Below are 24118 nucleotides of genomic sequence, written 5' to 3'. Positions count from 1 at the left end.
TGAAGGAAGCTTGGGCGTTATCGAGCGTCGCCATTCGACACAGGAGGACGGCATGGACAATCTCTGGCTCAACGCCCTTCCCGCCGCCGACCGAAAACGGATCGAGCCGCATCTGAACGAGCGTCCCTTCGCGCAGGGCCAGATGCTGTACGACGCCGGCGAGGCGCTGGGGGAGGTCTGGTTCCCCATGACGGGCGTGGTCTCCCTGATGACCGTGCTGGCGGACGACCACATGGTCGAGACCGCCGCCATAGGCCGAGAAGGGCTGGTGGGGGTGACCTGTGGGCCGCTGAACGCCCGCGCCTCCAGCCGCGCCATCGCCCAGATCGAAGGTACGGCGGCGTGCTGCCCGGCGGATGTTTTCTCTGATGCCCTGCGATCCAGCGAGGCGATGCGCGACGCCCTGTCCCGCTTCACCGAAAGCCTGTTCGCCCAGGTGCAGCAAACCGCCGCCTGCAACGCCCAGCACCGACTGGACGAACGGATGGCCCGCTGGCTTCTGACCCTGCACGATCGCAGTGACGGCGACCGTATCAAGCTGACCCAGTCAGACATCGCGGGCATGCTGGGCGTGCGCCGGGCGACTGTTTCGGAGATCGGGTCCGAGATCGAGGGCCAGAAGCTGATCCGGCGCGGACGGGGCTGGGTCGAGGTGCTGGACCGGCCCGGTCTGGAGGCCGCCGCCTGCGGCTGTTACCGGATGATCTCGTCGGTGATGAAGGACCTCGGCGTGCCCAGGCCGAACACCGCCAACTGAAACGACGAGGCTGCGGCCACACAGGCAGATGACGCGGCCCCGGTGAAGGGGTAGAGCGGTGGCATGACCGACGCCTCCCAAACCCCGTCCGGCCAAGACGCCGGCAAGACCTCCTCCTTCGGCTTTCGCGATGTGGACGCGAAGGAGAAGGTCCGCATGGTGCGCGGCGTGTTCGACAGCGTGGCCTCCAGCTACGACCTGATGAACGACCTGATGAGCGGAGGCGTGCACCGGCTCTGGAAAGACGCCGCCGCGGCGAAGCTGAATCCCCGTCCGGGCGAAACCATTCTGGATGTCGCGGGCGGCACCGGCGACATGTCGCGGCGCTATTCGAAGATGGCGCGGGCGGCCCAGCTGCGGATGGGCGGCGACGACGCCAAGGTCATTGTGCTGGACTACAACGCCGAGATGATCATGGCGGGGGTGCACAAGGGCGGCGAACCCGAGATGACCTGGACCGTCGGCGACGCCATGGCCCTGCCGCTGCCGGACGCCTCGGTGGACGCCTATTCGATCAGTTTCGGCATTCGCAACGTGGCCGACGTGCCGCAGGCCCTGCGCGAGGCGCGCCGGGTGCTGAAGCCCGGTGGACGATTCCTGTGTCTGGAGTTTTCGCGCCCGACCTCCGGCGCCATCCGCAAGGCCTATGACGCCTGGTCCTTCCACGCCATTCCGCGCATCGGCGAGTGGGTGGCGAAGGATCGCGACAGCTATCAGTACCTGGTCGAGAGCATCCGCCGCTTCCCGGACCAGCCGACGTTCAGGCAGATGATCGAGGAGGCGGGCTTCAAGCGCGTCACCGTGACCAATCTGTCGGGCGGGGTCGCGGCCATCCACCACGGATGGGCGATCTGAGCTTGAAGGTCGATCCCGGCACGCCTCCGCCTCCGCCGGTCACGGTGCCCGTCCGCGCGCCCGTGAGCGCCGCCCTGCGACTGCTGGGCTGGCTGGGCGTGCTGATCCGCCACGACGCCCTGGCGCCGCGCGAGATCACCCCCCTGCTGCCGGTCTGGGCGCGCTGGATCGCCCGGCTCCTGCACCTGTTCGCGGGGCGTGAAGGCCGTGAGGGGCGTCCGGGCCAGCGCCTGGGCAAGGCGTTTGAACATCTGGGCCCGGTCGCCATCAAGCTGGGACAGGTGCTGGCCACCCGGGCCGACATCTTCGGCGTCGAGTTCGCCCGCGATCTGGGCCGCCTGAAAGACGCCCTGCCCGCCTTCCCGGTGGATCAGGCCCGGCGCGAGGTCGAGCGGTCGCTGGGCCGTCCGGTCGAGGCCCTGTTCACCGAGTTCGGTCCGGCGGTCGCCGCCGCCTCGCTGGCGCAGGCCCACCCCGCCCGACTGGCCGACGGCCGCAAGGTGGCGGTCAAGATTCTGCGACCCGGCGTCGAGCGCCGCGTGGCGCAGGGACTGGATTCGATGCGACTGGCCGCGCGACTGGCTGTCCGCTTCGTGCCTCTGTCGCGCCGGCTGCAACCCTCGGCTTTCGTCGAGACCATCGCCCGCGCCCTGACGCTGGAACTGGACATGCGGCTGGAGGCCGCGGCCGCGTCCGAGCTCAAGGAGATCATGGCCAAGCCGGACGCCCAGGGCGTCACCGGCCATATGGACGCTCCGGCGGTGATCTGGGACGGGGTCGGCAAACGGGTGCTGACGCTGGAATGGGCGACAGGACTGCCGCTCACCGATCCGAACGCGATTCTTCAGCCGGGTCTGGACGTCAATGCGCTGGCCGACAACGTCGTGCGCTCCTTCCTGTCGCAGGCGCTGGACCACGGCGCCTTCCACGCGGACCTGCATGAGGGGAATCTGTTCTGCCACGCCCCGGCGGAGCTGACGGCGATCGATTTCGGCATCGTGGGGCGGCTGGGGCCGGCGGAGCGGCGCTATCTGGCCGAAATCCTGTGGGGCTTCATCAGCCGCGACTATGACCGCATCGCCCGGGTGCATTTCGAGGCCGGATATGTGCCGCCCGAACATTCGGTCGAGGCCTTCGCCCAGGCCCTGCGCGCGGTCGGCGAGCCGGTGATCGGCAAGCAGGCGTCGCAGGTGTCGATGGGCCGTCTGCTGGGCCAGCTGTTCGAGATCACCGACCTGTTCGACATGCACCTGCGGCCCGAGCTGATCCTGCTTCAGAAGACCATGGTGTCGGTCGAGGGCGTGGCCCGTCGCCTGAACCCCGATCACGACCTGTGGGCCGCCGCCCAGCCGGTGGTCGAGCGCTGGATTCGTCGCGAATTGGGGCCGCAGGCCCAGATCCGCGACGCCGTCGACGAACTGCGCGCGACACTGAAGGCCCTGTCGAAGCTGGCGCAGAACCCGCCTCAGGCCCGGACCGTTATCGTGCGCGAGGCCCGGACGCCGGTCTGGGTCATTGTTTGTGTCACCGTTGCAATATGCGCCTCGGTGGCCGCCCTCGTTCTGTCGCTTTGGCCCACCATCGTCTGAGCGCTTCCGGAGAACCGCCGATGAAACTGCTCGTTCTGGCCGCCGCTGTCGGCCTGACCACCATCACCGCACCCGCCGCTGTTCAGGCCCAGGTGGCCGCGGGCAGCGTTCCCAACAGCTTTGACGCCCCGGCTCGCCCGTCGAACACCCCGGCGCCCGCCGCGCCCCGTCCGGCGCCGATCGCCCCCGCGACGGAACCGGCCAACCCCCAGTCCGAAGACACCCTGCGCACGGTCATCCAGAACGCCCAGGCGGGCACGATCGACTATTCGCTGATGGAGGAGGGTCTGGTCACCCGCATGCGCGAGCAGGAACCCCGTGTCCTGCCCCTCATCCGCAGCTTCGGCGCCGTTAGGGCCGTGGATTTCGTCGGCTCGCAGGAAGGGGCGGACATGTTCGTCGTGACCTTCGATAACGCCGCGACCCAGTGGGTCATCGGTTTCAACGATGCCGGCAAGATCGACGCCCTGCTGTTCCGTCCCGCTCAATAGCCCCTCCCTGGCGTCTTCGGAGACCGTCCCCCATGCGTGCATTCAAGGTGACCCTGACCCCGGTGGCCGTAGCGGGACTGGCGGTCCTGCTCACGGCCTGCGCCTCGGGCATCGGCGGTCGGGAGACGCCATTCGCGCCGCAGGGACCGCCCCGGCCGTCATTGTTCATCAGCCCCTTCGGCGAGCCCTTCGTGGCCCCGGCGGATCAGCCCTATCCGTCCGCCGTCTGGTTCGCGGGCGCTGATACGGACAATGACGGCGCGGTGACGCTGGCGGAGTTCACTGCGGACGGCTTGCGCTATTTCGCGCTTCTGGACACCGACCGCGATGGCCGACTGAACCAGACCGAGTTGACGGCCTATGAGCAAAACCTGCGCCGCTTCGGGGGCATGGGGATGGGACAGCGCGCCGGCGGTGAAGGTCCGGGCGGCTTCCCCACGATCAATGTCCCCGGTCCGGCGGGCGGCGGCGAGGCTATCCCGCTGGCGGACACCTCAACCCTTGGCGTCGCACCGCAACAGGGGCAGCCGGGAAGCCGCCGTTCGCGCGGACGCGGCGGACGTCCGGCCGGCTACGGACCGGTGGCGGACTCCGGCTTCTTCAACCTGCCGCAACCGGTGAAGTCGGCTGACACCAATCTCGATCAGCGCGTGACGTCACAGGAATGGGCCGAAGCGACCCAGCGCTGGTTCTACTCGCTGGATACGGATCGGGACGGAAAGCTGACGCTGGCCACCCTGCCCGTCACGCCGGCGCAAGCGGCGGCCGCGCGCCGTCGCTAGGCTCAGTCGAGGCGGGGCTTGCCCCGCCCGCTCTTGATCGTGGACCGCTTGGACTTGCCCTCCAGCCGCCGCTCCTTCGAGGCGCGGGTGGGTCTGGTCGGCACCCGATAGACCGGTTTGATCGAGGCCTGATCCACCAGTTCCTGAAGACGGCCGACAGCGTCGGCCCGATTACGCTCCTGCGTGCGGAAACGGACGGCGGTGATCAGGATTTCGCCGTTCAGGGTCGCCCGGCTGCCCGCCAGCTTGAGCAGCCGCTCCCGCACCGGATCGGTCAGGGACGGGGAGTTGCGGGCGTCGAAGCGCAGCTGGACGCTGGTCGAGACCTTGTTGACGTTCTGGCCGCCCGGCCCGCCCGCGCGGAAGAAGCGGAACTCCAGCTCGTCCTCGGGGATGACGGTCATCCCAGCGCCCGTTTGGCGATGACGACCGCCCTGTCCAGCGCTTGCAGGAAGGCGGAGCGGTCCCTGGGGCCGAAGGGCGGCGGGCCGGAGGTCTGCAAGCCCATCGAACGCATATGCTCGCCCACCATCCGCCCGGCCAAGGCCGAGCCGATGGAGTCCGGGGTGAAGGGCGTGCCGTTCGACTTCAGCGCCTGCGCCCCCGCCTGAAGGCAGCGGTCGGCCAGCGGAATGTCCTGCGTCACCACGATGTCGCCCTTGCCCGCCCTCTCGGCGATCCAGTCGTCGGCGATGTCAGGGCCCGCATCGACCACCACCTGCTCGATCCACGGATCGCGACGGGTGTTGATCCAGCCGTTGGAGACGACGAACACCTTCAGCCCATAGCGCTCGGCCACGCGATAGGCCTCGTCCTTCACCGGGCAGGCGTCGGCGTCGATGAAGATGCGGGGGGAGGACATGGAGGGATTAGGGACTAGGTATTGGGGATTGGGCGAAGAGATACCCGCTCATCGCCTGACTGCCTAACGCGCAAACCTAATCCCTAATCCCTGTTCCCTAATCCCTACCGACCGTAGGCCGGCGGCATCGCCCCTTCGCCGCCGTCGCGATAGCGGTCGCGCAGCAGGAACTGACGGCTGGTCGGGGCCTGCTCCTGACCGTTGATCCAGATCTGCTCGGCCAGGCTGAGCGGCTCCAGCGGGTCGCCGGACCAGATGACCACGTCGGCGGCGGCGCCGGGGCGCAGCTCCCCGAACTGACCCGCCAGACCGAAGATCTTCGCCGGATTGACCGTGATCGCCTCGATCGCCGCCTCATAGGGCAGGCCGTGCGAGACGGCGTTGCCGGCGTTGTAGCGGGTTTCGCGGGCGCGATGGATCGAGCCCTCATTGCCCTTGATGGCGATGACCACGCCCGCCGCATCCAGCGCCGCCGCGTTCTGCATCCGCGCGCCGCGCGTCTCCAGGTTGCCCGGCAGGTTGGAGATCGGGTTCAGCAGGACCGGCACATTGGCCGCGGCGATCTGGTCGGCGACCAGCCAGCCTTCCTCGGCGCCGTCGAGGATGATTTTCACCCCCTCTTCCCTGGCCAGACGCAGAACCTGTTGGATGTCGGCCGCGCGGCGCACGGTGACGATCAGCGGCATGGAGCCGTTGGCCACAGGGATCAGGGCCTCCAGATCGGCGCGCGACAGGCTGAGCTCGCGGATGCCGCCCCGGTCATAGGCGGCCTTGTTGCGGGCGTAGAGGCGAACCTCGTTCATGGTTTCGCGGAACTGGGTGAATTCGGCACCCCGGGCGCCGCCGGCGACACCGGCGCCGGCTTCGCCGAAGGGCGCGACCTGGGCCACGCGGGCGCGCACCAGAATGTCGTTGCCCGCGCCCAGATGGATGACCGCCGCCTGCCCGGCGAACAGGCTGGGCGACTGAAGCCCGGCATGGCCGACCCCGGCGAAGTCGCTGTCGTCCTGGTGGTTGTGGCCGCTGGAGCCGCCCGGATGGTTGGGGACCACCACCGCGCGGGTGATGCCGCCCAGACGGGCGACCGGCAGGGTGAAGGACCAGGGATCGAGGCCATAGGAGACGTCGAAGGCGGCGCTGATGGTGTTGGCGCCGTTGGACAGGTCATCCGAGCCGCCGACGGAGGAAATCTCCGACCCGCCGAGGCCGGAATCGACCGCGACGAAGCCGGGGGCGACCACCTTGCCGCGCGCGTCGATGACGCGGGCGCCGGACGGAGCTGCGCCGGTTCCGACCGAGACGACGCGACCGTTCTGGATGACCACCGTGCCGTTCTCGATGACGGACGAACCGGTCAGGACGCGGCCGCCGGTGATGGCGGTCAGCTCCTGCGCAGCGGCGGGAGAGGTCAGGGCGACGACGGAGGCCGCCGCGAGGATCAGGCTCTTGAGGCGCATCAGCGGGCTCCCTGCGGAACGTTGGCGGCGCGCAGGCCGTAGCCGGGCTGGCCCAGTTCGAAGTCGGACACCGGCTGGTAGGCCGGGTTGGCGCGGTCAAAGGCCAGACCGCCGTCGATGAAGACCTGATCGGCGCGGGCGTAGATCGAGAAGGGATCGGCGCTCCAGATCACGACGTCAGCGCGCTTGCCGGCTTCCAGCGAGCCGGTCTCGTCGGCGATGCCGAGCGACCGGGCCGGGTTCAGGGTGATCCAGCTGATCGCCCGCTCCTCCGGAATGTTCATGCCGATGCGGCGACCGGCGGCCAGGGCCGCCGCGGCCTCCTGATTGAGGCGCTGGGTCAGTTCAGCGTCGTCCGAGTGGATGACGGCGCAGGAGCCCGGCTGGGCGTCGACGAGGGCGGCGTTGGCCTCCACGGCATCCAGAGCTTCCATCTTGAAGCCCCACCAGCCGGTCCACATGTCGGCGCAGATGCCTTCACGGGCCAGTTGCGGCGCCAGCTTGTAGGCCTCGATGGCGTGGTGGAAGGCGGTGATGCGGAAGCCGAATTCCTTCGACAGGTCGATCATCATCGCCATTTCGTCGGCCCGGTAGCAGTGGTTCTGGACCAGAATCGAGCCGTCCAGCACCCCCGCGAGGGTCTCGAGCTGCAGATTGCGGGTCGGCGGCGAGCCCTCGCCCGACTGACGCCACTTGTCCCATTTGTCCTTGTAGTCGCGCGCGGCGATGAAGGCGGCGCGATAGCCGGCCATATTGCCCATGCCCGTCGCCGGGCTCTGGTTGCGCCCGCCATAGACCCGCGAGGGGTTTTCGCCGCAGGCCATCTTCAGACCGTAGGGGGCGTCGGGGAATTTCATCCCCTGCATGGTCACCGACGGAATGTTGCGCACGGTCACGCCGCGCCCGCCGAACAGATTGGCCGAGCCGGGCAGGATCTGGAGGGTGGTCACGCCCCCGGCGCGGGCGGTGTTGAAGCCCGGGTCCTGCGGCCACAGGCTGTGCTCGGCCCAGACCTGCGCGGTGTTCGGGCTGGTGGCCTCATTGCCGTCGCTCATCCCCTGCACGCCCGGCGAGGGATAGACGCCCAGGTGCGAGTGGACGTCGATGATGCCCGGGGTCACGAAGCGGCCGTTGGCCTGCACCGTGCGGTAACCCGCCGGGATGGTGGTGGAGGCGTCGCCGACGGCGGCCACGCGACCATCGGTGACCACGACCACGCCGTTCTCGAACTTGCGGCCCGCGCCGTCATAGACAGTGCCGCCGACGATGGCGAAATTCTCGCGCGGCAGGCCGCGATAGGTCGAGGGGAAGGGGTCGGGATTGGCGGCGGCGTCCAGACCGGGCGGCAGGGCGGCCCGGGCGCGCGGCGTGGCGGCGGTCTCGGTCTGCGGGCTCGTGCTTCCGTTGGTGGCGCAGGCCCCCAGGGCCAGCACGGCGATGGCGGCGAGGCTGGCGCCCCCCAGGCGTCGAAGTCTCATGAACAGCTCCCCTGTGCGCCCGCCCGGATAATGGGGGCGCGAACTCGGAGCGGATTAAAGGGGGCAGTCGCGCGATCCGTCAAAGGCCGATTTCGTCACGGTGCGGAAAGACGGTCCCGCACCTCGTCCGGCGACAGTCCGGCGACGGCGACCATCTTCGTCCGCGACTGCCCGCCGCGCGCCAGCGAGACGGCGGATTTGGGCAAGCCGAGGGCCTTGGCGAGGAGTTTGATCAGGGCGGCGTTGGCCTCACCCTCGACGGGCCGGGCGCGGACCCGGACCTTGAGGACCGGGCGGCCGTCGGGGTCCACATCCCAGCCGTCGATAAGGTCGGAGGCGGCGCCGGGGGTGAGCTTGATGGCGAGGGTGGTCATGGACAGGTGGTCAGACGTTCCGCCGCACGAGTTCTGACCAGAAGTCGATCTCGCGAATGACGGCGGGCCATGGCGTGTGATCCCGGCCGCCCTCTTCCCGATCAACGTAGTCCTGCAGGTCTGCGCCATAGTGAATCACGTCAGACTGATAGACCGAAAAGACCGGGTTTCCGGGCAGGTTCGGGGTCGCCGGCAGATAGCGATGGCTGAAGATGGGAATGAGACGCGGCGCCCGACCGACAACGCCCCGCAGAACCTCGGCACACGCCTCGGGCGTGTCGGGGCGAGCGCCCCACTCGGGCCACCACAGGCTGTTGGCCTCGACATCAAACAGAAGCCCCTCGAACGGCCAGGCCAGCCGTGAGCGCATCTCCGTTTCATCATTCCAGTCGGGGCCGCCGACCGGACGTCGGTCGCGCAACAGGGCGACCAGATCGGACGGGAACGTCAGCCGGAAGCGCTCCTGCGCCCGGTCCAGTTCGTCTGCGGAATAGCCGTGTGTCCAGGCGATGGTCATTCGACTAATCCTATGCCGGGCGAGCCGAAGCGAACAGCTCAGGTCTCGCCCACGAAAAAGGCGCGCCCCCTTTTCGGAACCGCGCCTTCTTCATTCTGCCTGTGACAGCCCTCAGCCGAGGGCCTTCATCAGTTCCGGCACCGCCGTCTTGTAGTCGGCGACCAGACCGTAGTCGGCGACCTGGAAGATCGGGGCGTCGGCGTCCTTGTTGATGGCGACGATGACCTTGGAGTCCTTCATGCCGGCCAGGTGCTGGATGGCGCCCGAGATGCCGATGGCGATATAGAGCGCCGGGGCGACGACCTTGCCGGTCTGGCCGACCTGGTAGTCGTTCGGGGCGTAGCCGGCGTCCACGGCCGCGCGGGAAGCCCCCACCGCAGCCCCGAGCTTGTCGGCCAGCGGGTCCATGACGGCGTGGAACTCCTCGGCCGAGCCGAGGGCGCGACCGCCCGAGACGACGATCTTCGCCGCGCCCAGTTCCGGACGGTCCGACTTGACCATCTCCTCGCTGACGAAGGCGGTCTTGCCCTCGCCGGCTCCGGTGGCAGCCTCGACCTTGGCCGAGCCGCCTTCGGCAGCGGGGGCGAAGGCGGTGGCGCGCACGGTGATGACCTTCTTGCCGTCCGAGGACTGCACGGTCTCCAGCGCGTTGCCCGCGTAGATGGGGCGCACGAAGGTGTCGGCGCTGACGACCTCGACGATGTCCGAGATCGGGGCGACGTCCAGACGCGCGGCGATCCGCGGCATGAAATTCTTGCCGTCGGTGGTGGCCGGCGACAGGACGGCGTCATACCCGCCCGCCAGATCGACGACCGTGGCCGCGACGGCCTCGGCCAGCTGATGGCCCAGGGCGGCGTTGTCGGCCAGCAGAACCTTGCGGACGCCCGCGATCTTCGCGGCCGCGTCAGCGGCGGCCTGCGCGCCGGCGCCCACGACCAGCACGTCCACGTCGGACGACAGGGCGAGGGCGGCGGTCACGGTCTTGTGGGTGGTGTCGCGAACGGCCGAGCCGTCGTGGTCGGCGATGACGAGAACGGCCATTACAGAACCCCCGCGGACTTGAGCTTGGAAACCAGTTCGGCGGCGTCAGCCACCTTCACACCCGCCGAACGCTTGGGCGGCTCGGTGACCTTCAGCACCTTCAGGCGCGGCGCGACGTCGACGCCGTAGTCGGCGACGGCCTTGGTGGCGATCTCCTTCTTCTTGGCCTTCATGATGTTCGGCAGGGAGGCGTAGCGCGGCGTGTTCAGGCGCAGGTCCACCGTGACCACGGCGGGCAGGGTCGAGGCGATGGTCTGCAGCCCGCCGTCCACTTCACGGGTAACGGTCGCCTTGCCGTCGCCGATGACGATCTTCGAGGCGAAGGTCGCCTGCGGCCAGTCCAGCAGGGCGGCCAGCATCTGGCCGACCGCATTGTTGTCGCCGTCGATCGACTGCTTGCCCATCAGGACGAGGTCGGGCTTTTCCTCATCGACCACCGCTTTCAGCAGCTTGGCGACGGCCAGCGGCTCGAGGTCGGCGTCCGACTGGATCAGCAAGCCGCGGTCCGCGCCCATGGCCAGGGCGGTGCGGATGGTTTCCTGGGCCTGGGTCACGCCGATGGAGACGACCACGATCTCGGTCGCCGTGCCGGCGGCATGGTGCTCCTTGCCTTCCTTGAGGCGCACGGCCTCTTCGACGGCGATTTCGTCGAAGGGATTCATGCTCATTTTGACGTTGGCGAGATCGACGCCGCTCTGGTCCGCTTTCACGCGGGCCTTGACGTTGTAGTCGATCACCCGTTTGACGGGGACTAGAACCTTCATTGCGCTATCCACAAAGTCGCCGGAATGTTGGGTCAGGCAATAGGTACGCCTGACCCGGCCTGTCAACGTAACGCGGCGTCAACACGCCGGATCACGGGAAGCTCCAGATGCACCGCCTTTTGACGATGAAACGGCTCAGCGTGCTGTTTCTGTGCACCTTCGCCGTTCTGGTGGGCGCCACCCTGGCCTGGCAGGTGTTGGTGAAAGAACCGGGGGATCGCTGCGTCGCCGACGGCGGCTGGTGGGATCCGGATCAGGAAGTCTGCGCCCGCCCCCTGTCGATCGCCGAGATCGAGGGCATCACCGGACGGAAGCCCGGCGAGACGCGGGCCCAGGCCTCTGACCGCAAGAATCGCGAGCTGATTGAGATCGAAGACCGGCTGCAGGCCGAACAGACCGCCCGCGACGCCGACGCCGAACGTCAGCGAAAGGCGCTGGCTGAAGCGACCCGCTGATCCCTACCGCGTCGCGCCGGGCTTCCACTTGATGTCGCCCGCGCCGTTGGCGTTGGCGCGGCGGGCGGCGCAGAACAGGTGGTCCGACAGGCGGTTGAGATAGCGCATCGCCGCGCCGTTCACCGTCTCTCCGCTCTCGACCAGACGGACCGCATCTCGCTCGGCCCGCCGCGCCACGGTTCGGGCCAGATGCAGATGCGCCGACAACGGCGAGCCGCCGGGCAGGATGAAGCTGTCGAGGGCTTTCAGGCTCTCGTTCATCCAGTCGATTTCCTGCTCCAGTCGTTCGACCTGGCTGTCGAGGATGCGCAGGGCCTCCCATGCGGGCGCGGGCTCCAGCGGGGTCGCCAGATCGGCGCCCAGATCGAACAGCTCGTTCTGGATGCGGCCCAGCATGGCGTCGATGCGGTCGTTCTGACCCGAATGCAGCCGGGCCACGCCGATGACAGCGTTCAGTTCGTCCACCGCGCCCATCGCCTCGACCCGGGGGTCGGTCTTGGACACAGGCGCGCCCGAGGCCAGCCGCGTCTGACCGCCGTCGCCGGTCCTGGTATAGATGCGGTTCAGGACCACCACCGGCTCAGGCCCCGTGCGTGGACTTCCACCACAGGCCCGTGACCAGCAGGATCACCGCCAGCGCCTGCAGTGCGACGCGAAGCCGCATCAGCTTGTTCGAGCGCGACCGGGCCTCGGGTCCGTCCTTGTAAAGTTGGCGCAGGCCGAGGGCCAGGGTCACCGCCACGGCCAGCACGGACGCGAAAACGAGGATGTCGAAGAGTTCCATGAACGCGTTCTAGGCCCCTGTCTGCTCGTGCGCCAGAGCGGCGGATCGCCCCCTGCGACACCTGCGGTCAAAGCGCACACCCGGTTGCGGCGTAGCTGCGAACGATATTGAGAAGCGCTCGCATTGTTCGGGGGCGTCATGATCATTACTCGCAAACAGACCATCCGCGCGCTGGTTTCGGCCACGGCGCTCATGGCTGCCGCAGGGCCCGCGCTGGCGCAGCAACAGGATCAGCCGACCCAGCTGGACGAGGTGGTCGTCACCGCCGCCGGCTTCGAGCAGAAGATCACCGACGCCCCGGCCAGCATCAGCGTCATCACCGTCGAGGAGCTGCAGACCCGGCCCTACATGACCCTGCTGGACGCGGTGCGCGATCTGGAAGGCGTCGACATCGGCGAGACCCGCGACAAGACCGGTCAAGGCTCCATCTCCATGCGCGGCATGGGATCGGACTACACCCTGATCCTGATCAACGGCCGTCGCCAGAACAACCACGGCGACATCTATCCTAACAGCTTCGGCGGCAACCAGTTCAACCATATCCCGCCGCTGGACTCGATCGAGCGTATCGAGGTCATCCGCGGCCCGGCCTCGACCCTGTACGGCGCCGACGCCATGGGCGGCGTCATCAACATCATCACCAAGCGCAATCTGGATCGCTGGGCCGGCTCGCTGACCACCGCCCGGACCTTCGAGACCAATGACGAGTACGGCGACGACACCACTGTCGACTTCTACGCCAGCGGACCGCTGATTCCCGGCGTGCTGAACCTCAACGCGCGCGGCAGCTGGTATCAGCGCAACGCCTCCAACCCGGTCTATGACACGGTCACCGACCCGTCCGGGTTCGAGCATGTCCGCTCGCTGGGCTTCGGCGGCGGCGGCAAGACCGTGGACAACGAAAACCTCGCCGGCGGCCTGACCCTGACCTGGACGCCCACGGCCAACCAGACCGTGACCGTCGACTACGACACCTCGCGGCAGGAGTATGACAACGCCATCCAGACCAATGACGCGGGCGGGCTGGAGTATCCGGTCGGCACGGTCGACAACATCGACAGCATCTGGAGCGCGGGGAATTTCTGCCTGAACGGGACGGGCTCCAGCGCCGCGACCTGCACCACCTCGGGCGGGACCTGGACGCGTCGGGCCAATCCGCGCGTCGGCTACGCCCCGGCCCAGGAATTCACCCGCGACTTCTGGTCGGTGAGCCATCAGGGCGAATGGGGCTTCGGAAAAAGCCAGGTGACCCTGTCGCACGTGGCGACCAACAACGACGGCCGCACCCTGCCCTTCACGGTCGCCGAGCGTGAGCTGCTGCTGACCATGATCGACGGCACGGGCGCCTATGCCGGGATGAGCCTGGCGGACCGCCGCGCGGCGGCCGAGGCGACCTTCCTGCCGCGTCCGAAGCGGACCCTCGAAAGCGCCCAGTACACCCTGGACGCCCAGCTGGCCGTGCCCTTCCAGGCGGCGGGCGACCACACCGTCGTCACCGGCCTGCAGGTCATCCGCGGTGAACTGACGGACGGCGTCTTCGGTCTGGAAACCGGCACGCCGGGCCTGAAGCAGGAGCACAATATGTGGTCCCTGTTCGCCGAGGACACCTGGCGGATCGTCGAGCCCTTCGCCCTGACCTTCGGCGTCCGCTACGACGACCACGAGGTGTTCGGCGACCACCTCAGCCCGCGCCTGTACGGGGTGTTCAGCCTGAACGACCGGTGGACCATCAAGGGCGGGGTCTCGACCGGCTTCAAGACGCCCAAGACGACCCAGCTGTACGACGGCATCACCGGCTTCGGCGGTCAGGGCACCTCCCCCATGTTCGGCAATCCGGACCTGAAGCCCGAAACCAGCGTCAGCACCGAAATCGCCGTCTACTGGGAATCCCCGGCGGGCCACAACTTCAACATCACGGCCTTCAACAACACCTTCGAGGACAAGATCGCCAACCAGCCCTGCGGGCCGGGCCTGACACTGGCCTGCGCCAGCAGTGGCGAGTACGCGGACCTCGGCTACGGCTCGAGCAGCCGCGCCACCAACATCGACGAGGTCGAGATCCAGGGCATCGAGGTCGCCGGTCGCTGGCGCATCCTGAGCGGGCTGAGCCTGCGCGGGAACTACACCTGGACCGACAGTGAACAGAAGAGCGGCGCCGAGATCGGCCGTCCGCTCGGCAACAGCGCCCGGCACATGGCCAACGCTTCGCTGGACTGGCGGGTCACCGACCGGTTCAACCTTCTGCTGACCGGCGAGACACGCTCGGACCGCTATCGCGGCCTCCACACGATCACCGGCGAGGAGCTGTTCTACAAGAGCTATACGGTGCTGAACCTGGGCGGCTCATACGAGCTGACCTCGTGGCTGACGCTGAACGGCCGGGTGAACAACCTGCTCGACGAGGACTTCACCACCTACGACACCGAGTTCCGCGACCTGAACTCGGACGGCGACTATCAGGACACAAACGAGGCCCTGTTCTTCGATCACTACAACAACAAGGACAAGGGGCGCAGCGTCTGGCTCAGCCTCAACGCCCGATTCTGATCCGGAGCTGACGACAGGGCGGTCCGTCCCTTCGCGGGGCGGCCCGTTCGCGTTGAGACGGACCGGCCCGGTAATCGGTTACAGGCTAAGCCGTTGGTCATCTTTGCGTGTCAGGGTTTCCCCTTACCCAAGGGGCTTCATGACCGACCGCGCGATCCGAAATCTGGCACACCTGCGCCGCTCGGCCTCGACCGCGCGGGTGCTGAATCTGCTGAAGGTCACTCATGAGCATGGTCATGAGGCGGACTGGCGCGCGAACCCCGTGTTCCGGACCCCGGCGCTGAACAGCGCCCTGATCATCAAACACCGCCTCCGCCGCGACGAACTGGACGCCTTCCACCTGCGCCGTCAGGTGGCGACCAAGGTAGTGATCCCGATCGACTCTGACGACCTGAAGACCGGCGGTCGCTTCGTCTTCGTGGATCAGCGCGGCTTCGAGCGGATGATGCAGGAGACCTTCGGGCTGGAACCCAACCATCCCGATCTGGCCACCCTGCGCCTGATGGACGCCCTGCCCTCGCTGGACCCCTTCCTGCTGCGCGAACAGTTGAAGCGGGCCGGGATCGAGCCGGCGGCCTGCTATTTCTCGATCAGCGACGGCGACCTGATGCGGATGGTCCAGTTCGTGGAGGCGGAAATCCGCCCGCTGGTGACCCTGAGCCTCGGCGCCGGGATCGAGGCGGTCGGCTCGACCCGTCGTCTGGCCGGCAAGATCCTGTCCAATGATCCGGGCGACCGGATGGAGGCCCTGCGCCAGACCCTGCACCTGAAGCCCGAGGAATATCAGGAGGGCATCTTCTGCTGGAAGGGCTTCCTCTATTACAAATGGGTGCTGACCAGCCTCATGAGCGACGTGGCCGGAGTGGCCGACGCCGTCTCGACGGTGAAGCCCCTTGGCAAGGTCGACCGCAACGCCCGCGAATATCTGGACCGGGGCCGTCAGGTCCTGCGCGACCGGATCATCGCCGTCTGCGACGACGCGTCGAGAACCCTGCTGATCTACGAGAACGCCTACAAGGCCCTGACCGAGGAAGCTCGCCCCGGCGCCTTCCGGGACTTCCTGCTGCAGGCCCCGCGCCTGTTCACCCGGCTGGGCGAACAGCTGGGCGCGATCCAGCATGTGGTCAGCTTCTGGCGCTTCCGCTTCTCCCCCGGCGCCGCCCCGGTGGGGGTGGACGAGCTGATCGACGTCTTCATGGACTTCGAGACGGGTCTGGCCGACCGCGATCAGGAACTGGGCCAGCGCTTCCTCGCCGCCTGACAACGAAAAGGCCGGAAGCATGACGCTCCCGGCCCCCTCTCTGATCTTCCACTTCAGCCCGGAAGCCTCGCGCTCAGGCAGCGAGGCTCCGCGAGCCGAGCGATAGCGCCTCAAGGGCGCAAGGCGCCCTCAATACCGGTAGTGATCCGGCTTGAACGGGCCTTCGGTCGGGACCGAGATGTAGTCGGCCTGTTCCTTCGACAGGGTGGTCAGCTTCGCGCCCAGCTTGGCCAGGTGCAGGAAGGCGACCTTCTCGTCGAGGTGCTTGGGCAGGGTGTAGACCGAGTTCTCGTACTTGTCGGCGTTGGTCCACAGTTCGATCTGGGCCAGCGTCTGGTTGGTGAACGAGGCCGACATCACGAACGAGGGGTGGCCCGTGGCGTTGCCCAGGTTCACCAGACGGCCTTCCGACAGCAGGATGATCTTCTTGCCGTCCGGGAATTCCACGTGGTGGACCTGCGGCTTGATCTCGTCCCACTTGAAGTTCTTCAGGCCCGCGACCTGAATTTCGCTGTCGAAGTGGCCGATGTTGCAGACGATGGCGTTGTTCTTCATCGCCCGCATGTTTTCAACGGTGATGACGTCCTTGTTGCCCGTGGCGGTGACGAAGATGTCCGCGTCAGCGGCGGCGTCTTCCAGGGTCACGACCTCATAGCCTTCCATCGCCGCCTGCAGGGCGCAGATCGGATCGACTTCGGTGACCTTCACGCGGGCGCCGCCCTGACGCAGCGAGGCGGCCGAACCCTTGCCCACGTCGCCGTAGCCGCAAACCACCGCGACCTTGCCCGACAGCATGACGTCGGTGCCGCGACGGATAGCGTCGACCAGCGATTCCCGGCAGCCGTACAGGTTGTCGAACTTCGACTTGGTGACGCTGTCGTTGACGTTGATCGCCGGGAACGGCAGCTCGCCGCGTTCGGCCATCTGGTACAGACGGTGGACGCCCGTGGTGGTCTCCTCCGACACGCCGCCGATGGCGTCGCGGATGGCGGAGTAGAAGCCGGGCTTCTCCTTCAGGTACCGCTTCATGACGGCGTAGAGGGCCTCTTCTTCCTCGTTCTGCGGATTGTCGAGAACCGAGGCGTCCTGTTCGGCCTTCGGCCCCAGCACGCACAGGAGGGTGGCGTCGCCGCCGTCGTCGAGGATCAGGTTCGGATAGCCGCCGTCGGCCCATTCGAAGATCTTGTGGGCGTAGTCCCAGTACTCCAGCAGGGTTTCGCCCTTGGTGGCGAAGACCGGGGTGCCGTTGGCGGCGATGGCGGCGGCGGCGTGGTCCTGGGTCGAGAAGATGTTGCACGACGCCCAGCGGACCTCCGCGCCCAGCGCTTCCAGCGTCTGGATCAGCACGGCGGTCTGGATGGTCATGTGCAGGCTGCCCGCGATCCGGGCGCCCTTCAGCGGCTGCGAGGCGCCGTACTCGGCGCGCAGGGCCATCAGACCGGGCATTTCGGTCTCTGCGATGGCGATTTCCTTGTTGCCGAAGTCGGCGAGCGAGATGTCGCGGACGATATAGTCGGTCATGGGTCGGTCCTGATCGAAGGTTTGCGGGGCCTATAGACCGCCGCGCCCCATCGGGCAAGAAACATATAAGGATATCCTTATATCCACACCAGAACTAAGGGAAATCCCGTGGATGGCCGTTAACGCTGACGGAACGCCGGATTGTTAGCAAACTAACCTTCCTCTGCGAGACCCGACATGTCCAACGATCCCCTGCGCAGGCGCCTCGCCTTCATGAACCTCGGGACGCCTTCGGACGCCTACCGGTCCATCGGCCCGATCTTGCGCGACGCCGTGCCGGGGGCGCTGGGCGCCTTCTACGAACGGGTTCGCGCGACCCCGGAGATGCGACGCTTCTTCCGGGACGAAGGCCACATCTCGGCGGCCAGCGCGGCGCAGCAGAAGCATTGGTCAGCGATCATCGACGGCCGGATCGACGCCGACTACGGCCAGTCCGTGCGAACCATCGGGCAGGTCCACGCCCGGATCGGTCTGGAGCCGAGCTGGTACATCGGCGGCTACAGCGTGCTGCTGGCCCATCTGATCGACCGGGTCACCCGGCGTCCCCGCAAATGGAGCGAAAAGGCCGCCGACCACGATCGGGTGACCTCGGAAGCGGTGGCCGAACTGACCCAGCGGGTCATGCTGGACATGGATCTGGCCATCTCCACCTATCTGGACGTGCTGGCCGAGGAACGGGATCGGGCCGAAACCGCGCGCGCCGAGGCTGAAGCCGTCCAGGCCCATGCGGTCGCCGTGGTTGGGCATGCCCTGACCGGCCTGTCGCAGGGCGACCTGGCGACGACGGTCGATGAGGAGTTCACCGAGGCCTATCGGCCCCTGAAGGACGACTTCAACGCCGCGGTAAGCCAGCTGAATCGCGCCATGGTCGCCGTGGCCCGCAACGCCGGATCGATCCGCACCGGCTCCAGCGAAATCAGTCAGGCGGCCGATGACCTGTCGCGCCGCACAGAGCAACAGGCCGCATCGCTGGAGGAAACCGCCGCCGCCCTGGACCAGATCACCGCCACGGTGAACAAGACCGCCTCGGGCGCCCGTCAGGCCTCGGACGTGGTTCTGGGCGCCCGCGGCGACGCGGAGACCTCCGGGCAGGTCGTGCGGAAGGCCGTCGACGCCATGGACGCCATCGAAAAGTCCTCGCAGGAAATCGGCCAGATCATCGGGGTGATCGACGAGATCGCCTTCCAGACCAATCTGCTGGCCCTCAACGCCGGGGTCGAGGCCGCCCGCGCGGGCGAGGCCGGACGCGGCTTCGCCGTCGTGGCGTCGGAGGTGCGGGCCCTGGCGCAGCGGTCCGCCGACGCCGCCAGGGAGATCAAGACCCTGATCTCGGCCTCCAGCGTTCAGGTGGCCTCGGGCGTCGATCTGGTCGGCCAGACCGGTCAGGCGCTGCAGCGGATCGTCAGCCGCGTCGCGGAGATCGACACCCTCGTTTCCGAGATCGCCGCCTCGGCGCAGGAACAGGCCCTCGGTCTGCGCGAGGTGAACACCGCGATCAACCAGATGGATCAGGTCACGCAGCAAAATGCTGCGATGGTCGAACAGACCACGGCCGCCAGCCACTCCCTGCTCCAGCAGGCCGAGAGCCTGTCCGGATCGGTTGACCGCTTCCGCCTCGCGACCGCGCCGGAACAGACCTTCGCCCGCCGCGCCGCCTGAACCGCGGACCGCCTCCCCGCAAGAACGGCGAGGCGGCCGGGCGTCTGATCCGAAAAAATCAGCGCGTGTAATAATAGTCCGCGATCTGGCAGACGTTGATGCGCATCCGCGTCAACTCCTGACCGTTGGTGAAGCGGGCCTTGAAGTCGTAGAGACAGCCGCCGTTGCCGTCGTCGATGTTCATCATGACGCTGGCGCCGTTGGCCAGCACGCCCGAGCCCAGCATGTCTTCCTCCCAGTCGTCGACGCGCGAGTCCGAGGCGTAGAAATGCGTCATCGTCCAGCCGGTCTGGTTGTGGATGCGGACGCGGCGATTCTGACCGTCGCGCGACTGGACCACGATGGTGGTCACCGGCTGTGCGGCAATACGCGGCTCGGCGGCGGCGGTCGCCGGGGCGGTTCCAAAGGCGGCCGCCAGGAGGGCGGCGCCGGCGATGATGGTGAGGGTCTTTTTCATCTCATGTCTCCCCGAGCCGTCCCCCGGCTCCGAATAACAGTGTGATGCGCTCTCTTTTCGCGGTCGTCTCCTGACGGAGCCTGACGACTGAATCGCCCAAAGCCCTTGCAGGCAGGGGGGTGTTTCCCATATCGGCGTCAATCCCCGGAAAACCCCGCAAGACGTGGGGCTTTCCAAAAATCCCGCAGACCCTGAAATCGGGGGCGGTCACGCGCGGCGCTTCGCTTTAAAAGGCCGCCGCACCGCCCGCTGATATGGAGTGAGAGACTAAAAATATGGCCAAGATTATCGGCATCGACCTGGGCACCACGAACTCGTGCGTCGCCGTCATGGACGGCAAGAACCCCAAGGTCATCGAGAACGCGGAAGGCAACCGCACGACCCCGTCGGTCGTCGCCATCCAGGACAGTGGCGAAGTGCTGGTGGGCCAGCCCGCCAAGCGTCAGGCCGTGACCAACCCGACCAACACCTTCTTCGCCATCAAGCGCCTGATCGGCCGCTCGTTCTCGGACCCGGTGGTGGCCAAGGACAAGGACATGGTCCCCTATGAGATCGCCAAGGGTCCGACCGGCGACGCCTGGGTGAAGGCCCACGGCAAGGACTATTCGCCCCAGCAGGTCTCGGCCTACACCCTGGGCAAGATGAAGGAGGCCGCCGAGGCCTATCTGGGCGAGACCGTCACCCAGGCCGTCATCACCGTTCCCGCCTACTTCAACGACGCCCAGCGTCAGGCGACCAAGGACGCCGGCAAGATCGCCGGTCTGGAAGTCCTGCGCATCATCAACGAGCCGACCGCGGCCGCGCTTGCCTACGGTCTGGACAAGGCCGACGGCCAGAAGATCGCTGTCTATGACCTCGGCGGCGGCACCTTCGACGTCTCGATCCTGGAGATCGGCGACGGCGTGTTCGAGGTGAAGTCGACCAACGGCGACACCTTCCTCGGTGGTGAAGACTTCGACCTGCGTCTGGTCGACTACCTGGCCGACGAGTTCAAGAAGGAGCAGGGCGTCGATCTGCGGACCGACAAGCTGGCCCTGCAGCGCCTGAAGGAAGAGGCTGAAAAGGCCAAGAAGGAGCTGTCCTCGACCACGTCTTACGAGGTCAACCTGCCGTTCATCACGATGAACGCCTCGGGCCCGCTGCACCTGAACATCAAGCTGTCGCGCGCCAAGCTGGAAGCGCTCGTCGAGGATCTGGTCCAACGCACCATCGAGCCCTGCCAGAAGGCTCTGAAGGACGCCGGTCTGAAGGCTTCGGACATCGACGAAGTCGTCCTGGTCGGCGGCATGACCCGCATGCCCAAGGTGCAGGAGGCCGTGAAGGCCTTCTTCGGCAAGGAGCCGCACAAGGGTGTGAACCCCGATGAAGTCGTGGCGCTGGGCGCCGCCGTTCAGGCGGGCGTGCTGCAGGGCGACGTCAAGGACGTGCTGCTGCTGGACGTGACCCCGCTGACCCTCGGCATCGAGACCCTGAACGGCGTCTTCACCCCGCTGATCGAACGCAACACGACGATCCCGACCAAGAAGTCGCAGGTCTTCTCGACCGCCGACGACAACCAGTCGGCCGTGACGATCCGCGTCTTCCAGGGCGAGCGTCCGATGGCGCAGGATAACAAGCTGTTGGGTCAGTTCGATCTGGCCGGCATTCCGCCGGCGCCGCGTGGCATGCCGCAGATCGAGGTCGCCTTTGACATCGACGCCAACGGCATCGTGCACGTGACCGCCAAGGACAAGGCGACCAACAAGGAGCAGTCGATCCGCATCCAGGCGAACGGCGGCCTTTCGGACGCCGACATCGAAAAGATGGTCAAGGATGCCGAAGCCAACGCCGTGGCCGACAAGGCCCGCAAGGAACTGGTCGAGGCCCAGAACGGCGCCGACAGCCTGATCCACTCGACCGAGAAGGCCATGTCCGAGCACGGCGACAAGATCGGCGGCGACGACAAAACCGCCATCGAAGCCGCTCTGGCGGACCTGAAGTCGGCCAAGGAAGGCTCCGATCCGGAGGTCATCCGCGAGAAGACCAACACCCTGGCCCAGGCCTCGATGAAGCTGGGTGAGGCGATGTATGCCGCCCAGAACAACGCCGACGCCTCGGCTGAAAAGCCGGCCGACGACGGCGTGGTCGACGCCGAGTTCGAGGAAGTCTCGGACGCCGACGACAAGAAGAGCGCGTAAGCCACGGCTTTCGTGTGAGCTGAACCAGACCCCGCTTGTCCTGCGACGGGCGGGGTCTTTTCATGAAACTTGCATCACAGGATCGGGCGCCCATGTCAGCCCGGTCAGCCCTTTGACGCAAACGCCGGGAACAGGCGTGCGGACGGGGCCAGAGTAAGAGGACGATCGCCGGATGGCGCGGGACTATTACGAGATTCTGGGGGTCGAGCGGACCATCGACGCGGCGGGGCTGAAGTCGGCTTATCGCAAGCTGGCCATGCAGCATCACCCGGACCGCAACGGCGGCTCGGAAGAGTCCATGGCGATCTTCAAGGAGATCTCCGAGGCCTACAGCGTCCTCAGCGACGATCAGAAGCGCGCCCACTATGACCGCTTTGGCCACGCGGGCGGAGGCGCGGGCGGCAATCCCTTCGGCGCCGGCGGCGGCCAGGGCTTCCACGACCTCAACGACATCTTCTCCCAGGTCTTCGGCGACGCCTTCGGAGACGCCTTCGGCGGCCGTCAGGGCGGCGGCGGACGACAGGGCGGGCCGCGTCGCGGCTCGGACCTGCGCTACGATCTCGAGATCACGCTGGAGCAGGCCTACAAGGGCGCCGACGTGGAGATTTCGGTCCCCACCACCGCGACCTGCGACACCTGCGAGGGCTCGGGCGCCAAGCCGGGCACCCAGCCGACCACCTGCACCACCTGTCAGGGCGCCGGGCGCGTCCGCTCCGCCAACGGCTTTTTCCAGGTCGAGCGCACCTGCCCCCGCTGCGGCGGCAACGGCAAAATGATCGCCGAGCCCTGCGGGACGTGCCACGGCCACGGTCAGGTCCGCAAAAACCGCAAGCTCCAGCTGAAGGTCCCCGCGGGCGTGGACGACGGCTCGCGCATCCGTCTGTCGGGCGAGGGCGACGCCGGTCAGCGCGGCGGGCCGCGCGGCGACCTTTATGTCTTCCTGTCGGTGACCCCGCACGAGTTGTTCGAACGGGACAATCTGGACCTTCTGGTCACTGTGCCGGTTCCCATGACCGTCGCGGCCTTGGGCGGCGAGATCGACGCCCCCTGTCTGGTGTCCGAAGCGTGTGACGGTCGCTGCCGCGCGGCGGTGGACGTTCCGGCGGGCTCGCAAACCGGCAAGACCGTCCGCATCAAGGGCAAGGGCATGCCCCACCTGAACGGCCGCCAGCGCGGCGATCTGGTGGTCGAGCTGTTCGTCGAAACTCCGACCGATCTGACCGCGCGCCAGAAGGAACTGCTGGAGGAGCTCGCCGCCTCACTGGGCGAGACCCAGACGCCGCGCAACTCCTCCTTCGCGGGCAAGGCCAAGCGGTTCTGGGCCGACATCCTTGGCGACAGCAAGGAAACGGCCCAATAGGGTGGGATTTCCGTCCTTGGGGGAACTGATTTGAGCGCCATCTTCCACGCCGGCATCTCCGGAGCGCGGGGCCGTATGGGCCGGGCCGTCTCGGCCGTTCTGGACGCCCGTGAGGACGTCGTCGTCGCCGCCCGCTTTGATCGCGGCGAGACCCCGGACCTGTCGCTGTGCGACGTGGTGATCGACTTCTCGACCCCCGAGGCCTCCGTCGAACTGGCGCAGACCTGCGCGGCGCGCGGCGGCCCGGCGCTGGTCATCGGCTCCACCGGCCTCACGCCGGAGCAGGATGCCGAAATCCTCAAGGCCGCCGAGACGGTCGCCATCGTGCGCAGCGGCAACTTCTCGCTCGGCGTCAACATCCTGATCGGTCTGGTCGAGCACGCCGCCCTGCGTCTGGACGCGCGCGACTGGGATATCGAGATCACCGAGGCCCATCACCGCCGCAAGGTCGATGCGCCCTCGGGCACCGCCCTGATGCTGGGCGAGGCCGCCGCCAGCGGTCGCAACGAGGACCTCGAGGATGTCCGCGCCGCCCCTTGGGACGGCATCACCGGCCCGCGCGAGAGCGGCAAGATCGGCTTCTCGTCCGTGCGCGCGGGCGGGATCATCGGCGAGCACACCGTCCTGTTCGCTTCGGACGACGAGATGCTGACCCTCAGCCACTCGGCCATCGACCGCTCGCTGTTCGCGCGCGGCGCCGTGGCGGCGGCCGCCTGGGTCCGCAACCGCAAGCCGGGGCTGTACGACATGCAGGACGTTCTTGGTTTCAGACAAGCCTGACGGCTTGTCCGCACCGTTTCGCGGCGCGCTATCGCTCGGCTCGCGGAGCCTCGCTGCTTGAGCGCATCAGGATCATCTTCTTCCGCCAGCTAGCCAGGCCGCGTCGGGTCGAGAAGGCTGAGCCTTCTGACCGCGGCCCAAAAGGAATGC

Annotated in this window: 24 protein-coding genes; 12 read left to right on the top strand and 12 right to left on the bottom strand. The window is 67.4% G+C overall.

All coding sequences use genetic code 11. The features are described 5' to 3' along the window. Window positions 1-52 precede the first annotated feature (52 nt). The 5 genes from ACODRV_RS05260 (at window position 53) to ACODRV_RS05240 (ending at window position 4474) form a co-directional block, all read left to right on the top strand. Entirely contained in the window at window positions 53-757 is a 705-nt protein-coding gene (locus ACODRV_RS05260) for a Crp/Fnr family transcriptional regulator (protein WP_141625358.1), read from the top strand. 63 nt (window positions 758-820) lie between these two features. Beyond that, window positions 821-1612: a class I SAM-dependent methyltransferase gene (locus tag ACODRV_RS05255; RefSeq protein ID WP_488907661.1), complete on the top strand. Its 792-nt coding sequence runs from the start codon at window positions 821-823 to the stop codon at window positions 1610-1612. Next, complete coding sequence (ubiB, locus tag ACODRV_RS05250) at window positions 1600-3201, top strand: 2-polyprenylphenol 6-hydroxylase (protein WP_488907660.1); 1602 nt, start codon at window positions 1600-1602, stop codon at window positions 3199-3201. The genes ACODRV_RS05255 and ubiB overlap by 13 nt, the downstream gene beginning before the upstream one ends. Window positions 3202-3221: 20 nt before the next feature. Continuing rightward, window positions 3222-3692, top strand: coding sequence for a hypothetical protein (locus tag ACODRV_RS05245; protein ID WP_141625355.1), 471 nt, complete (start codon window positions 3222-3224; stop codon window positions 3690-3692). A 32-nt stretch (window positions 3693-3724) separates the two neighbouring features. Next, window positions 3725-4474 carry a hypothetical protein gene (locus tag ACODRV_RS05240; RefSeq protein ID WP_488907659.1) on the top strand — a complete coding sequence of 250 codons (750 nt, stop codon included), beginning with the start codon at window positions 3725-3727 and terminating at the stop codon, window positions 4472-4474. A 2-nt stretch (window positions 4475-4476) separates the two neighbouring features. Here the strand turns inward: ACODRV_RS05240 and arfB are convergent, their stop codons facing one another. The 8 genes from arfB to ACODRV_RS05200 all read right to left on the bottom strand — a co-directional run bounded on the left by arfB (window position 4477) and on the right by ACODRV_RS05200 (window position 10967). Further along, window positions 4477-4878, bottom strand: a complete 402-nt coding sequence (gene arfB / locus ACODRV_RS05235) for an alternative ribosome rescue aminoacyl-tRNA hydrolase ArfB (protein WP_488907658.1) — start codon at window positions 4876-4878, stop codon at window positions 4477-4479. Beyond that, window positions 4875-5336, bottom strand: coding sequence for a YaiI/YqxD family protein (locus ACODRV_RS05230; protein WP_488907657.1), 462 nt, complete (start codon window positions 5334-5336; stop codon window positions 4875-4877). Before ACODRV_RS05230 ends, arfB begins: the two co-directional genes overlap by 4 nt. Before the next feature lie 104 nt (window positions 5337-5440). Next, window positions 5441-6793, bottom strand: a complete 1353-nt coding sequence (locus ACODRV_RS05225) for an amidohydrolase family protein (RefSeq protein ID WP_488907656.1) — start codon at window positions 6791-6793, stop codon at window positions 5441-5443. After that, window positions 6793-8271 carry an amidohydrolase gene (locus ACODRV_RS05220; protein WP_488907655.1) on the bottom strand — a complete coding sequence of 493 codons (1479 nt, stop codon included), beginning with the start codon at window positions 8269-8271 and terminating at the stop codon, window positions 6793-6795. Before ACODRV_RS05220 ends, ACODRV_RS05225 begins: the two co-directional genes overlap by 1 nt. A gap of 95 nt (window positions 8272-8366) precedes the next feature. Next, on the bottom strand, window positions 8367-8645 hold the full coding sequence (locus ACODRV_RS05215) for a DUF167 domain-containing protein (RefSeq protein ID WP_488907654.1): 279 nt from the start codon (window positions 8643-8645) through the stop codon (window positions 8367-8369). Between the two features lie 10 nt (window positions 8646-8655). Next, window positions 8656-9162 (bottom strand): SMI1/KNR4 family protein, encoded by a 507-nt coding sequence (locus ACODRV_RS05210; protein WP_488907653.1) that lies wholly within the window; start codon window positions 9160-9162, stop codon window positions 8656-8658. Between the two features lie 111 nt (window positions 9163-9273). Beyond that, complete coding sequence (locus ACODRV_RS05205) at window positions 9274-10203, bottom strand: electron transfer flavoprotein subunit alpha/FixB family protein (protein ID WP_488907652.1); 930 nt, start codon at window positions 10201-10203, stop codon at window positions 9274-9276. Continuing rightward, window positions 10203-10967: an electron transfer flavoprotein subunit beta/FixA family protein gene (locus ACODRV_RS05200; RefSeq protein ID WP_141625345.1), complete on the bottom strand. Its 765-nt coding sequence runs from the start codon at window positions 10965-10967 to the stop codon at window positions 10203-10205. Before ACODRV_RS05200 ends, ACODRV_RS05205 begins: the two co-directional genes overlap by 1 nt. 107 nt (window positions 10968-11074) lie before the next feature. Between ACODRV_RS05200 and ACODRV_RS05195 the strand changes: the two genes are divergently transcribed. Continuing rightward, window positions 11075-11422, top strand: coding sequence for a hypothetical protein (locus ACODRV_RS05195; protein ID WP_141625344.1), 348 nt, complete (start codon window positions 11075-11077; stop codon window positions 11420-11422). Between the two features lie 3 nt (window positions 11423-11425). Here the strand turns inward: ACODRV_RS05195 and ACODRV_RS05190 are convergent, their stop codons facing one another. Together ACODRV_RS05190 and ACODRV_RS05185 are read right to left on the bottom strand one after the other, a co-directional pair. After that, window positions 11426-11998 (bottom strand): cob(I)yrinic acid a,c-diamide adenosyltransferase, encoded by a 573-nt coding sequence (locus ACODRV_RS05190; protein ID WP_488907651.1) that lies wholly within the window; start codon window positions 11996-11998, stop codon window positions 11426-11428. Between the two features lie 4 nt (window positions 11999-12002). Then, on the bottom strand, window positions 12003-12206 hold the full coding sequence (locus tag ACODRV_RS05185; protein WP_141625343.1) for a twin transmembrane helix small protein: 204 nt from the start codon (window positions 12204-12206) through the stop codon (window positions 12003-12005). A gap of 138 nt (window positions 12207-12344) precedes the next feature. Here ACODRV_RS05185 and ACODRV_RS05180 point away from each other — a divergent pair, with 138 nt between their 5' ends. Together ACODRV_RS05180 and ACODRV_RS05175 are read left to right on the top strand one after the other, a co-directional pair. Continuing rightward, window positions 12345-14753, top strand: coding sequence for a TonB-dependent receptor domain-containing protein (locus tag ACODRV_RS05180; protein ID WP_488907650.1), 2409 nt, complete (start codon window positions 12345-12347; stop codon window positions 14751-14753). A 139-nt stretch (window positions 14754-14892) separates the two neighbouring features. After that, window positions 14893-16014, top strand: a complete 1122-nt coding sequence (locus ACODRV_RS05175) for a hypothetical protein (RefSeq protein WP_488907649.1) — start codon at window positions 14893-14895, stop codon at window positions 16012-16014. Window positions 16015-16143: 129 nt separating this feature from the next. Here ACODRV_RS05175 and ahcY read toward each other — a convergent pair whose 3' ends face one another. Next, on the bottom strand, window positions 16144-17535 hold the full coding sequence (ahcY, locus tag ACODRV_RS05170) for an adenosylhomocysteinase (protein ID WP_141625340.1): 1392 nt from the start codon (window positions 17533-17535) through the stop codon (window positions 16144-16146). Window positions 17536-17712: 177 nt separating this feature from the next. Between ahcY and ACODRV_RS05165 the strand changes: the two genes are divergently transcribed. After that, window positions 17713-19194, top strand: coding sequence for a globin-coupled sensor protein (locus tag ACODRV_RS05165; protein WP_488907648.1), 1482 nt, complete (start codon window positions 17713-17715; stop codon window positions 19192-19194). Window positions 19195-19252: 58 nt separating this feature from the next. On the opposite strand, the gene ACODRV_RS05160 is transcribed toward ACODRV_RS05165, so the two are convergent. Next, entirely contained in the window at window positions 19253-19651 is a 399-nt protein-coding gene (locus ACODRV_RS05160; protein ID WP_141625338.1) for a hypothetical protein, read from the bottom strand. A 275-nt stretch (window positions 19652-19926) separates the two neighbouring features. Between ACODRV_RS05160 and dnaK the strand changes: the two genes are divergently transcribed. The 3 genes from dnaK to dapB all read left to right on the top strand — a co-directional run bounded on the left by dnaK (window position 19927) and on the right by dapB (window position 23968). After that, entirely contained in the window at window positions 19927-21828 is a 1902-nt protein-coding gene (dnaK, locus tag ACODRV_RS05155; RefSeq protein WP_141625337.1) for a molecular chaperone DnaK, read from the top strand. A 172-nt stretch (window positions 21829-22000) separates the two neighbouring features. After that, entirely contained in the window at window positions 22001-23188 is a 1188-nt protein-coding gene (gene dnaJ / locus ACODRV_RS05150; RefSeq protein WP_488907647.1) for a molecular chaperone DnaJ, read from the top strand. 30 nt (window positions 23189-23218) lie between these two features. Further along, entirely contained in the window at window positions 23219-23968 is a 750-nt protein-coding gene (gene dapB / locus ACODRV_RS05145) for a 4-hydroxy-tetrahydrodipicolinate reductase (RefSeq protein ID WP_141625335.1), read from the top strand. Window positions 23969-24118 lie beyond the last annotated feature (150 nt).

It is taken from the genome of Brevundimonas sp. FG8 (assembly GCF_057808845.1).
This window is presented reverse-complemented; position numbering and strand designations above follow the sequence as displayed.

Bases quoted from the DNA above. Each gene is read 5' to 3' on its own strand.
- ACODRV_RS05260 (WP_141625358.1), top strand. From the start codon at position 53: ATGGACAATCTCTGGCTCAACGCCCTTCCCGCCGCCGACCGAAAACGG.
- ACODRV_RS05255 (WP_488907661.1), top strand. From the start codon at position 821: ATGACCGACGCCTCCCAAACCCCGTCCGGCCAAGACGCCGGCAAGACC.
- ubiB (WP_488907660.1), top strand. From the start codon at position 1,600: ATGGGCGATCTGAGCTTGAAGGTCGATCCCGGCACGCCTCCGCCTCCG.
- ACODRV_RS05245 (WP_141625355.1), top strand. From the start codon at position 3,222: ATGAAACTGCTCGTTCTGGCCGCCGCTGTCGGCCTGACCACCATCACC.
- ACODRV_RS05240 (WP_488907659.1), top strand. From the start codon at position 3,725: ATGCGTGCATTCAAGGTGACCCTGACCCCGGTGGCCGTAGCGGGACTG.
- arfB (WP_488907658.1), bottom strand. From the start codon at position 4,878: ATGACCGTCATCCCCGAGGACGAGCTGGAGTTCCGCTTCTTCCGCGCG.
- ACODRV_RS05230 (WP_488907657.1), bottom strand. From the start codon at position 5,336: ATGTCCTCCCCCCGCATCTTCATCGACGCCGACGCCTGCCCGGTGAAG.
- ACODRV_RS05225 (WP_488907656.1), bottom strand. From the start codon at position 6,793: ATGCGCCTCAAGAGCCTGATCCTCGCGGCGGCCTCCGTCGTCGCCCTG.
- ACODRV_RS05220 (WP_488907655.1), bottom strand. From the start codon at position 8,271: ATGAGACTTCGACGCCTGGGGGGCGCCAGCCTCGCCGCCATCGCCGTG.
- ACODRV_RS05215 (WP_488907654.1), bottom strand. From the start codon at position 8,645: ATGACCACCCTCGCCATCAAGCTCACCCCCGGCGCCGCCTCCGACCTT.
- ACODRV_RS05210 (WP_488907653.1), bottom strand. From the start codon at position 9,162: ATGACCATCGCCTGGACACACGGCTATTCCGCAGACGAACTGGACCGG.
- ACODRV_RS05205 (WP_488907652.1), bottom strand. From the start codon at position 10,203: ATGGCCGTTCTCGTCATCGCCGACCACGACGGCTCGGCCGTTCGCGAC.
- ACODRV_RS05200 (WP_141625345.1), bottom strand. From the start codon at position 10,967: ATGAAGGTTCTAGTCCCCGTCAAACGGGTGATCGACTACAACGTCAAG.
- ACODRV_RS05195 (WP_141625344.1), top strand. From the start codon at position 11,075: ATGCACCGCCTTTTGACGATGAAACGGCTCAGCGTGCTGTTTCTGTGC.
- ACODRV_RS05185 (WP_141625343.1), bottom strand. From the start codon at position 12,206: ATGGAACTCTTCGACATCCTCGTTTTCGCGTCCGTGCTGGCCGTGGCG.
- ACODRV_RS05180 (WP_488907650.1), top strand. From the start codon at position 12,345: ATGATCATTACTCGCAAACAGACCATCCGCGCGCTGGTTTCGGCCACG.
- ACODRV_RS05175 (WP_488907649.1), top strand. From the start codon at position 14,893: ATGACCGACCGCGCGATCCGAAATCTGGCACACCTGCGCCGCTCGGCC.
- ahcY (WP_141625340.1), bottom strand. From the start codon at position 17,535: ATGACCGACTATATCGTCCGCGACATCTCGCTCGCCGACTTCGGCAAC.
- ACODRV_RS05165 (WP_488907648.1), top strand. From the start codon at position 17,713: ATGTCCAACGATCCCCTGCGCAGGCGCCTCGCCTTCATGAACCTCGGG.
- ACODRV_RS05160 (WP_141625338.1), bottom strand. From the start codon at position 19,651: ATGAAAAAGACCCTCACCATCATCGCCGGCGCCGCCCTCCTGGCGGCC.
- dnaK (WP_141625337.1), top strand. From the start codon at position 19,927: ATGGCCAAGATTATCGGCATCGACCTGGGCACCACGAACTCGTGCGTC.
- dnaJ (WP_488907647.1), top strand. From the start codon at position 22,001: ATGGCGCGGGACTATTACGAGATTCTGGGGGTCGAGCGGACCATCGAC.